General features: G+C 52.3%; 7 protein-coding genes. 4 read left to right on the top strand and 3 right to left on the bottom strand.

The window, feature by feature from the left end:
* The 3 genes from ypdF to ptsP form a co-directional block, all read left to right on the top strand.
* Positions 1–800: aminopeptidase (gene ypdF / locus EA14781_RS20710; RefSeq protein ID WP_042336161.1), on the top strand; the 800-nt coding region annotated here is incomplete at its 5' end.
* Entirely contained in the window at positions 800–1,837 is a 1,038-nt protein-coding gene (gene ypdE / locus EA14781_RS20705; protein ID WP_000366015.1) for an aminopeptidase, read from the top strand. The genes ypdF and ypdE, both read left to right, overlap by 1 nt.
* 24 nt (positions 1,838–1,861) lie before the next feature.
* Positions 1,862–4,357, top strand: coding sequence for a phosphoenolpyruvate--protein phosphotransferase (gene ptsP, locus EA14781_RS20700; protein WP_000955950.1), 2,496 nt, complete (start codon positions 1,862–1,864; stop codon positions 4,355–4,357).
* Between the two features lie 2 nt (positions 4,358–4,359).
* On the opposite strand, the gene EA14781_RS20695 is transcribed toward ptsP, so the two are convergent.
* Genes EA14781_RS20695 through ypdA form a run of 3 tightly spaced genes read right to left on the bottom strand, consistent with a single transcriptional unit; the run spans position 4,360 to position 7,678 of the window.
* Positions 4,360–5,217: an AraC family transcriptional regulator gene (locus EA14781_RS20695; protein ID WP_000642251.1), complete on the bottom strand. Its 858-nt coding sequence runs from the start codon at positions 5,215–5,217 to the stop codon at positions 4,360–4,362.
* A gap of 14 nt (positions 5,218–5,231) precedes the next feature.
* Positions 5,232–5,966: a two-component system response regulator YpdB gene (ypdB, locus tag EA14781_RS20690; protein WP_002461650.1), complete on the bottom strand. Its 735-nt coding sequence runs from the start codon at positions 5,964–5,966 to the stop codon at positions 5,232–5,234.
* A gap of 14 nt (positions 5,967–5,980) precedes the next feature.
* Positions 5,981–7,678, bottom strand: coding sequence for a two-component system sensor histidine kinase YpdA (gene ypdA, locus EA14781_RS20685; RefSeq protein ID WP_000544387.1), 1,698 nt, complete (start codon positions 7,676–7,678; stop codon positions 5,981–5,983).
* A 377-nt stretch (positions 7,679–8,055) separates the two neighbouring features.
* On the opposite strand from ypdA, the gene alaC reads away from it, so the two are divergent.
* On the top strand, positions 8,056–9,294 hold the full coding sequence (alaC, locus tag EA14781_RS20680; RefSeq protein WP_000785911.1) for an alanine transaminase: 1,239 nt from the start codon (positions 8,056–8,058) through the stop codon (positions 9,292–9,294).
* Positions 9,295–9,344 lie beyond the last annotated feature (50 nt).

Genomic DNA, 9,344 nt, shown 5'->3' with positions numbered 1-9,344 from the left:
AGGGCCAGCAGGTGAGCTGGGAAACCGTGCACCGCTGGCAGTCTGAACTCAATTCAACGCTGGTTAGCGCCACGCCGGATGTGCTGCGGCAAATCAAAACGCCAGATGAGGTGGAGAAAATCCGCCTTGCCTGTGGGATTGCCGATCGCGGTGCGCAACATATTCGCCGCTTTATTCAGGCGGGGATGAGCGAATGCGAGATTGCTGCTGAGCTGGAGTGGTTTATGCGCCAGCAGGGGGCAGAAAAAGCCTCTTTTGACACCATTGTCGCCAGTGGCTGGCGCGGAGCGCTACCGCACGGTAAAGCCAGCGACAAGATTGTTGCCGCGGGCGAGTTTGTCACTCTCGATTTCGGTGCGCAGTATCAGGGCTACTGCTCCGATATGACGCGCACCTTCCTGGTGAATGGCGAAGGGGTGAGCGCCGAATCTCATCCACTGTTTGACGTGTACCAGATTGTTCTGCAAGCACAACTGGCGGCCATCTCTGCGATTCGCCCCGGTGTGCGCTGCCAGCAGGTTGACGGCACCGCGCGCCGGGTGATTACCGAGGCTGGTTTTAGCGACTATTTCGGTCACAACACCGGTCATGCCATTGGCATTGAAGTCCATGAAGAGCCGCGTTTTTCACCGCGAGACACCACGACGCTACAGCCAGGCATGCTACTGACCGTGGAGCCGGGGATTTATCTGCCAGGGCTGGGGGGCGTGCGTATTGAAGATGTCGTACTGGTTACCCCGCAAGGCGCCGAAGTGCTGTATGCCACGCCGAAAACAGTGTTGCTCACGGGAGAGGCATAATGGATTTATCGCTATTAAAAGCGTTGAGCGAGGCAGATGCGATCGCCTCCTCGGAACAGGAAGTGCGGCAGATCCTGCTGGAAGAAGCGGATCGCCTGCAAAAAGAGGTCCGTTTTGATGGTCTGGGATCGGTACTGATCCGCCTGAATGAATCGACAGGTCCGAAGGTGATGATCTGTGCGCATATGGACGAAGTGGGATTTATGGTGCGTAGCATCTCCCGCGAAGGGGCTATTGATGTGCTGCCGATTGGCAACGTACGCATGGCTGCCCGCCAGCTTCAGGCGGTGCGGATCACCACCCGTGAAGAGTGCAAAATTCCAGGTCTGCTTGATGGCGAGCGGCAGGGGAATGACGTTAGCGCTATGCGCGTGGACATTGGCGCGCGCTCGTATGACGAAGTGATGCAGGCGGGAATTCGTCCAGGCGATCGTGTTACGTTTGATACGACTTTTCAGGTTCTCCCTCACCAGCGGGTAATGGGGAAAGCTTTTGATGACCGCCTCGGTTGTTATCTGCTGGTGATGTTACTGCGTGAATTGCATGAAGCTGAACTGCCTGCGGAAGTCTGGCTGGTAGGCAGCTCCAGCGAAGAGGTTGGGCTACGTGGTGGGCAAACCGCCACCCGGGTGGTGTCGCCGGACGTCGCCATTGTGCTGGATACCGCTTGCTGGGCGAAAAACTTTGATTATGGCGCGGCTAACCATCGCCAGATTGGTAATGGCCCGATGCTGGTGTTAAGCGATAAATCGCTGATTGCGCCACCCAAACTCACCGCGTGGATTGAAACCGTGGCGGCAGAAACTGGTGTGGCGTTACAGGTGGATATGTTCAGCAATGGTGGCACGGACGGTGGGGCGGTGCACTTAACCGGTACTGGCGTTCCCACAGTGGTGATGGGGCCTGCTACCCGCCACGGACATTGCGCCGCGTCGATTGCCGATTGCCGCGACATTTTGCAAATACAGCAGCTTTTATCTGCCCTCATTCAACGTCTTACGCGTGAGACAGTTGTTCAACTGACGGACTTCAGATGATCTCCTGATTAACCCGGAGCGGTTATGTTAACGATTCAATTTCTCTGCCCTTTGCCTAACGGTCTTCATGCCCGTCCGGCGTGGGAGCTTAAAGAGCAGTGTAGCCGGTGGCAAAGCGAAGTGACCTTCATAAACCACCGCCAGAATACGAAAGCCGATGCGAAAAGCTCGCTGGCATTGATTGGCACTGGCACCTTATTTAATGACAGTTGCAGCCTGAATATTAGCGGCAGCGATGAAGAGCAGGCACGACGCGTACTGGAAGAGTACATCCAGGCGCGTTTTATCGACAGTGACAGCATACAACCGACGCAGGCAGAACTGGCGACGCACCCGCTGCCGCGTTCATTAAGCCGCCTGAATCCCGATTTGCTTTACGGCAATATACTGGCAAGCGGCGTCGGCGTGGGTACGCTGACCCTGTTACAGAGCGACAGCCTCGATAGTTATCGTGCGACTCCAGCGAGTGCACAAGATATCACCCGGCTGGAACACAGCCTGGCAACGCTTGCTGAGCAACTGAACCAACAACTGCGCGAGCGTGACGGCGAAAGCAAAACTATTTTGAGCGCCCATTTATCGCTGATTCAGGATGATGAATTTGCGGGGAATATCCGTCGCCTGATGGCGGAACAACATCAGGGGCTGGGCGCGGCGATTATCAATAATATGGAGCAGATTTGCGCCAAGCTTTCTGCCTCCGCCAGTGACTACTTGCGCGAGCGGGTCAGCGATATTCGCGATATCAGTGAGCAGTTGTTGCATATTACCTGGCCGGAGCTAAAACCGCGCAACAATCTGGTACTTGAAAACCCCACCATTCTGGTGACCGAAGATTTAACCCCAAGCCAGTTCCTGAGCCTCGAACTGAAGAATCTTGCGGGCATGATTCTGGAGAAAACCGGGCGTACCTCGCATACCCTGATTCTGGCCCGCGCCTCGGCGATCCCGGTTTTGAGTGGCCTGCCGCTGGATGCGATTGCCCGATATGCCGGGCAACCGGCGGTACTCGACGCCCAGTGCGGCGTGTTGGCTATTAACCCCAATGACGCCGTGAGCGGTTATTATCAGGTTGCGCAGACGCTGGCGGACAAACGTCAGCAGCAACAGGCGCAGGCCGCCGCGCAACTGGCCTATTCTCGTGATAATAAGCGGATTGATATTGCGGCGAATATTGGCACCGCTCTGGAAGCCCCAGGTGCGTTTGCCAACGGCGCGGAAGGCGTCGGGCTATTCCGTACCGAAATGTTGTATATGGATCGCGACAGCGCGCCGGACGAGCAGGAGCAATTTGAAGCCTACCAGCAGGTGTTATTGGCGGCAGGCGACAAACCGATTATCTTCCGCACGATGGACATCGGTGGTGATAAAAGCATTCCTTATCTGAATATTCCTCAGGAAGAGAATCCGTTCCTTGGTTACCGCGCGGTACGAATCTACCCGGAATTTACAGGCCTGTTTCGTACTCAGCTACGGGCGATTTTGCGCGCTGCCAGTTTTGGCAATGCTCAGTTGATGATCCCGATGGTTCACAGTCTCGATCAGATCTTATGGGTGAAGGATGAGATCCAAAAAACGATCGTTGAACTTAAGCGCGATGGCCTGCGTCACGCAGAGACGATCCCGCTCGGGATTATGGTTGAAGTCCCATCGGTGTGCTACATCATCGACCACTTCTGCGATGAGGTTGATTTCTTCAGTATTGGTTCCAACGATATGACGCAATATCTGTATGCAGTCGATCGTAATAACCCGCGCGTCTCATCGCTGTATAACCCGATTACGCCATCGTTCCTGCGTATGTTGCAGCAAATCGTTACTACTGCGCATCAGCGAGGAAAATGGGTAGGTATTTGCGGGGAACTCGGCGGCGAAAGCCGCTATCTGCCGTTACTACTTGGGCTGGGGCTTGATGAGCTGAGTATGAGTAGTCCACGCATTCCGGCAGTGAAAAGCCAGCTTCGCCAACTCGACAGTGAAGCGTGCCGGGAACTGGCTCGCCAGGCGTGCGAATGCCGCAGTGCGCAGGAGATTGAAGCATTACTTACCGCGTTTACGCCAGAAGAGGACGTTCGCCCATTGTTAGCGTTGGAGAATATCTTCGTTGATCAGGCTTTTCGCAATAAAGAACAGGCGATTCAGTTCCTCTGCGGCAACCTGGGCGTTAACGGGCGTACTGAGCATCCATTCGAACTGGAAGAAGATGTCTGGCAGCGGGAAGAGATTGTTACCACCGGCGTCGGTTTTGGCGTGGCGATCCCGCATACCAAATCCCAGTGGATCCGCCATTCCAGTATCAGTATTGCCCGGCTGGTAAAACCAATCGACTGGCAGTCAGAGATGGGCGATGTGGAACTGGTGATCATGCTAACGCTGGGCGCTAACGAAGGGATGAACCATGTGAAAGTCTTCTCGCAACTGGCGCGCAAACTGGTGAATAAAAACTTTCGCCAGTCGCTGTTTGCCGCGCAAGATGCGCAAAGCATCCTGACGTTACTGGAAGCAGAATTAACCTTCTGAGATTAGCCCTGAAAACGGGCGCTGTACTCTCCCGGCGTCAGGCCAAACTGACGCCGGAAAACGCGACAAAAATAGTCGCTATCAGGAAAACCGCAACGTTCTGCCACTTCATGAATCGACAGGTGGTATTTCTGCAAGATCATCCTTGCCTTCGCCATCCGTACCCAGCGAACATATTCGATAAAGCGCATCGTTCCATGCTGAGCAAACAGTTTTGACAGATGATTGGGTGTGATATTAAAAAACTGCGCCACGCTTTCACGGGTGAGTTGCTGGGAAAAATTATCCTGAACCCAGTTACAAATGCTGTGATAGAGGAAATCGCCGCGCGGTTGTGTATTACCGGGCGGCATATTCACCACGTTTCGGCAAAGATGCAGCAAACTTAACACCAGCGGCTGAATGATATTTTGCTCCAACGGTGAACGGCTGAGATGGGTGAGGGCGGTGAGCATCGCTTCGCCTTCGCCGCGTTGCAGGTTGGGAAGCTGGATCTGACGAACAGGATGCAACAGCGAGGTAGTGCGACTATCGTAAAACGATAATCCAAGCCAGGTTGGGGCAAACACCAGGCTTAGCAGCATTGCCGGTTTGCCGTTGATCGGTAAATTAGCCGCACGCGCCGGAATAAACAGCATTTCTCCTTCCACCATGCGTACCTGCTTTGCTTCCAGCGAGTTGCCGTATTCGCCGCGTAGCACAATATCCAGACGCGGAAAATCAATACATAAACTCCCGACAGGCAGTGAGGCAGGCTGGCTGGCAAACCAGACGCGCCCCAGCAGTTGCGGGTTAAGCACCAGGCCGCTGAACAGATCGGCGAAAAATTGTTGATCGGCGGGCAAGCCTGCTGCTTTCATTTGTATTCCCTGAATCAGAGATGCATTAACTGCCTGAACTCTTTTACTTTGCTGCGGCTAACTGGCACTTCAAAATCCAGATCTTTCAGCCGCAGAATGTAGGTGTTATTAAACCACGGTTCTATCTCGCGAATTTTGTTCAGATTGACACAAAACGAGCGATGACAGCGAAAAAAGTGCGATGGCGGGAGTTTGTTGCAAAACTCGGTAATATTCATTGGCATCACATAAGACTCACGCCGCGTATAGACAAACGTCATTTTTTCGTGCGCTTCAGCGTAATAAATGTCATTGATTGGCGTCACGATGATGCGTTCATCTTTCACCAGATTAATGGTGTCATTTTCACGCGTTAGCGGTGCGGTGGGCGTGTTGCTGGTTTGCTGTTGTTGCCAGGCCGCTTCCAGTTTTTGCAGCATCCCGGTGATGCGTGACTCCTGGTATGGCTTGAGAATGTAGTCAAATGCTTCCAGTTCGAACGCTTCCACCGCATGTTCTTTCCATGCGGTGATAAACACAATAAACGGTTTATGGGCGAACTGGCTGATGTTTTGCGCCAGCAGTACGCCATCCAGCGACGGAATATTGATATCCAGAAAAATGGCGTCGACGCGGTTATGTTGCAAAAACTTCAACACGTCCAGACCGTCGTCAAAGGTGCCGACAATCTCCATCTGGCTGTGCTCTTTTATCAGCCAGCTAAGTTCCTGTTGTGCCAGGAATTCGTCTTCAACAATGATGACTTTCACAATATCACTCCGGCTCAAAGCAATAACGTAGCCTGTGAGGCGACGGGGGTGCGGTGGTTAGGAATGTAAAACGCGATTTCCGTTCCCGGTTCCAGACGACGGATATGTAACCCCTCACCATACAATAACTTCACACGATGATGCACATTCAGCAGGCCGATTTTATTACCCGGCATTTCGTTCGCTTCGACCCGTTCAATGACTTTCGGATCAATGCCGTGTCCGGTATCTCTCACTGCAATCCGAACCCGATTACCGCACTCTGCAACGCTGATGGTGACAACGCCTTTCCCTTTACAGGGCTGAATACCGTGTACAATGGCATTTTCCACCAGCGGCTGAATCAACAGACTTGGAATGCAGCAATTTACCTCTTCATCAATATCGTAGATAACGGTCAGTTTGTCGCCAAAGCGGGCCTGCTCAATGGCGATATAGTCTTTAATTTGGTACAGCTCTTTTTTGATATCGATTTGCTCATCATCTTTTAATTCAATGTTATAGCGGAGATAACGCGATAAATTAAAGATGAGCTGGCGAGCGGTATCTGGATTCAGACGGATCGACGATGAGATTGCATTCAGGGCATTAAACAGAAAATGGGGATTAATTTTGCTTTGCAAGGCGCGAAGTTCTGCCTTATTTGCCATTTCACGTAATTGCTCGGCGCGAGAAACTTCCAGTTGAGTGGAGATAATTTGCGACAGGCCGACCGCCATTTCCTGTAATGACGAGGTTATCTGGTGAGCATGGCAGTAGTAAATTTTCAACGTGCCGGTCACTACGCCTTTCTCCCACAGCGGGATCACCAGCATGGAATGGATCTCCGGCGTGCGGTGGGCTTCATCATTATTTTTAATGATGATTTTTCCGTAGTTCATTGCCTGACGCGTCGTTGGGCTAATGAAATCATCGCCATTCTGGTAGTTGTGTTCCCCCACGCCGACATAGGTCAGTACATGTTCCGTATTGGTAATCGCCACTGCGTCGGCGTGAATATCATCGCGGATAATTTCACAGACTTTACGTAATGATTCGCTATTCACATGACGAAACAGCGGCAGCGTTTTATTGGCGATATCCAGCGCCAACTTAGCCTGCCGCGCGGCACTGGCTTCTTTTTCGCCCTCAACGCTTTGCACCAGCAGCACAATAAAGCCGATACAGACGCTGCCGAGGATCATCGGTATACCAATTTTGGAGACGATGTCCAGCCCCAGTGCGGTAGTCGGCGCCCAGATAATCACCAGAATCATGGTCAGCGTTTCACACAACATGCCGCCGAGAATACCGACGCACCAGCGTTGCGCTTTAGGGATTTTCAGGTTAATCCAGCCGGAAATACATCCTGCGAGAATACTGGTGATGAAGCAGGGGAGCGCCGTCACACCGCCAATATCAATTAAATAACGATGAATACCGGCGATCACGCCGGTAATGATGCCCACCCACGGGCCAAACAGGATCCCGCCAGACATTACCGCGATAATACGGACGTTAACCAGTGAACCTTCCACCGGTACGCCGGACCAGGTACTGAACAGGGCGAACAGTGAGAATATCGCGGTAACGGCGAGCAACTCTTTCGGTGAGTGTGCCGACTTGTGCAACAGTTCGCGAAACAGACGGATACGAATGAGGAAAAACAGGCAGATAAGCATTAACGCTGCCCGATCGAATACCGCCAGCAGCATGTTGAATATTTCGTGCACGGGTGACTCTGAATAAGGATTAAACCTCTATGATAGGTAACCTGAAGGCCGATGACCAGTGTGCTTCTTTTTGAGGAAAAACCACATTTTTAAAAGGGGATTGATCGCTGAATGGTGTATTAACAATACCTCTCTTGCTGATGACACGCTAAATAGTAAATTTATTGCAATTATAATGTTAATTATGTTGGTGGTGTTTTTCGTGTCGATTGTTCTTAATTTCCTGTTTTAAGAAATGTGTTCCTCTTTTTTGGCAATAAAAAATATTTTGCTAAAGCACTCGACAGACAGAATTTGTTCAGGCTATTTTCAAAACAGCCACCATCGTGGCAGCGTCGCTCGGACGGTCCGGGCGCTCACGTGAATCTGAGGAAATTATGGCTGACACTCGCCCTGAACGTCGCTTTACGCGCATTGATCGCCTCCCGCCTTACGTTTTTAACATTACCGCTGAACTGAAAATGGCTGCGCGTCGGCGCGGTGAAGATATTATCGATTTCAGTATGGGCAACCCGGACGGTGCGACTCCACCGCATATTGTCGAAAAATTATGTACTGTGGCGCAGCGACCGGACACACACGGTTACTCCACGTCACGCGGTATTCCGCGGTTACGTCGCGCGATCTCCCACTGGTATCGGGAGCGCTATGACGTTGATATCGACCCGGAATCAGAAGCTATCGTCACCATTGGCTCGAAAGAGGGACTGGCGCATCTGATGCTGGCGACGCTGGATCATGGCGACACCGTGCTGGTGCCAAATCCAAGCTATCCGATCCATATTTACGGCGCGGTGATTGCCGGGGCGCAGGTACGCTCAGTGCCGCTGGTGGAAGGTGTCGATTTCTTCAATGAACTGGAGCGTGCCATTCGTGAAAGTTATCCGAAACCGAAGATGATGATCCTCGGCTTCCCGTCAAACCCAACCGCGCAATGCGTGGAACTGGAATTCTTTGAGAAGGTTGTGGCGCTGGCGAAACGCTACGATGTGCTGGTGGTCCACGACCTGGCCTATGCCGATATCGTCTACGACGGCTGGAAAGCGCCGTCAATCATGCAGGTGCTGGGCGCGCGTGATGTGGCGGTTGAGTTTTTTACTCTGTCGAAAAGCTACAACATGGCAGGCTGGCGAATTGGTTTTATGGTTGGTAACAAGACGCTGGTCAGCGCGCTGGCGCGTATCAAAAGCTATCACGATTACGGCACCTTTACGCCATTGCAGGTAGCCGCTATTGCGGCGCTGGAAGGCGATCAGCAATGTGTGCGTGATATTGCTGAACAGTATAAGCGTCGCCGCGATGTGTTGGTAAAAGGGCTACATGAAGCAGGCTGGATGGTTGAAATGCCGAAGGCTTCGATGTACGTCTGGGCAAAAATACCAGAACCATATGCCGCAATGGGGTCGCTCGAATTTGCCAGGAAACTGCTCAATGAAGCGAAGGTGTGTGTTTCTCCAGGCATCGGTTTTGGCGACTACGGCGATACGCATGTGCGCTTTGCGCTGATTGAAAACCGTGATCGTATTCGTCAGGCCATCAGGGGCATTAAAGCGATGTTCCGCGCCGATGGCTTACTGCCAGCCAGCAGCAAACATATTCACGAAGACGCTGAATAAACGCTTCTCCAGAAAAGCGAACAGGAGCCAGATGGCTCCTGTTTTTCTGT

The organism is Escherichia albertii NBRC 107761 = DSM 17582 (assembly GCF_000759775.1).
Taxonomy (GTDB): Bacteria; Pseudomonadota; Gammaproteobacteria; order Enterobacterales; family Enterobacteriaceae; genus Escherichia; species Escherichia albertii.
The sequence above is the reverse complement of the archived record's forward strand: the minus strand, read 5'-3'. Positions and strand labels throughout refer to the sequence as shown.